The following is a 1,674-nucleotide window of genomic DNA, read 5'->3' on the forward strand; positions in this document are numbered from 1 at the left end:
GGGTCGGGGCCCGCCGTGCCGGCGGCGGACAGCAGCGCGACCACGGCGGCGAGTTCCTCCGGGGTGGGGTTGCCTCGGACGACCTTGATCACGGGGGCTCCTTCACAGGGGGATGTTGCCGTGCTTCTTGGGCGGCAGGCTCTCCCGTTTGGTGCGCAGCTGGCGCAGGCCGCGCACGAGGTGGGAGCGGGTGTGGGAGGGCATGATCACGGCGTCGACGTAGCCGCGCTCGGCGGCGACGTAGGGGTTGAGGAGGGTGTCCTCGTACTCCTGGATCAGCCGGGCGCGGGTGGCCTCGGCGTCGTCGGCGGCCTCGGCGAGGGTGCGCCGGTGCAGGATGTTGACCGCGCCCTGGGCGCCCATCACGGCGATCTGCGCGGTGGGCCAGGCCAGGTTCAGGTCGGCGCCCAGGTGCTTGGAGCCCATCACGTCGTAGGCGCCGCCGAACGCCTTGCGGGTGATCACGGTGATCAGCGGGACGGTGGCCTCGGCGTAGGCGTAGATCAGCTTGGCGCCGCGGCGGATGATGCCGGTGTGCTCCTGGTCCACCCCGGGCAGGAAGCCGGGCACGTCCACGAAGGTGAGCACGGGCAGGTTGAAGGCGTCGCAGGTGCGCACGAACCGGGCGGCCTTCTCGGAGGCGTCGATGTCCAGGCAGCCGGCGAACTGCAGCGGCTGGTTGGCGACGATGCCGACCGGGCGGCCCTCGACGCGGCCGAAGCCGGTGAGGATGTTCGGCGCGAACAGCGGCTGCGTCTCGAGGAACTCGCCGTCGTCGAGGACGTGCTCGATGACGGTGTGCATGTCGTAGGGCTGGTTGGCGCTGTCCGGGACGATCGCGTCGAGCTCGCGGTCCCCGGCGGTGAGGGCCGGGTCGGCCTGCTCCGGGAACGCCGGGGGCTCGGCGAGGTTGTTGGAGGGCAGGTAGGACAGCAGCTGCTGGACGTACTCGATGGCGTCCTTCTCGTCGGCGGCCAGGTGGTGGGCCACCCCGGAGGCGGTGTTGTGGGTGCGGGCCCCGCCCAGCTCCTCGAAGCCGACGTCCTCGCCGGTGACCGTCTTGATCACGTCCGGGCCGGTGATGAACATGTGGCTGCTCTTATCGACCATGACGGTGAAGTCGGTGATGGCGGGGGAGTAGACCGCGCCGCCCGCGCACGGGCCGAGCACCAGGGAGATCTGCGGGATGACGCCGGAGGCGTGGGTGTTGCGGCGGAAGATCTCCCCGTAGGCGCCGAGCGAGGCGACGCCCTCCTGGATGCGGGCGCCGCCGGAGTCGTTGATGCCGATGACGGGGCAGCCGGTCTTCAGGGCGAAGTCCATCACCTTGACGATCTTCTGCCCGTACACCTCGCCCAGCGCGCCGCCGAAGACGGTGAAGTCCTGCGAGAAGACCGCCACCGGGCGGCCGTCGACGGTGCCGTAGCCGGTGACCACGCCGTCGCCGTAGGGGCGGTTGGCCTCCAGCCCGAAGTGGGTGGAGCGGTGCCGGGCGAACTCGTCCAGCTCCACGAAGGAGTCCGCGTCCAGCAGCAGCGCGATCCGCTCGCGGGCGGTCAGCTTGCCCCGGGCGTGCTGCTTCTCCACCGCGCGCTCCGAGCCGGCGTGCGTCGCCTCCTGGATGCGGCGCTGCAGATCCGCGAGCTTGCCCGCGGTCGTGCGGATGTCGATCTC

2 protein-coding genes are annotated in these 1,674 nt (G+C 71.3%); both read right to left on the reverse strand.

Annotated features, from left to right (window positions below):
* The coding region (locus RH94_RS46310) for an acyl-CoA carboxylase epsilon subunit (protein WP_324614247.1) at positions 1-92 on the reverse strand (92 nt) is incomplete at its 3' end.
* 10 nt (positions 93-102) lie between these two features.
* Entirely contained in the window at positions 103-1,671 is a 1,569-nt protein-coding gene (locus RH94_RS08005; RefSeq protein WP_107428659.1) for an acyl-CoA carboxylase subunit beta, read from the reverse strand.
* Positions 1,672-1,674: the final 3 nt, after the last annotated feature.

Source organism: Streptomyces kebangsaanensis (assembly GCF_001906585.1).
GTDB classification, from domain to species: domain Bacteria; phylum Actinomycetota; class Actinomycetes; order Streptomycetales; family Streptomycetaceae; genus Streptomyces; species Streptomyces kebangsaanensis.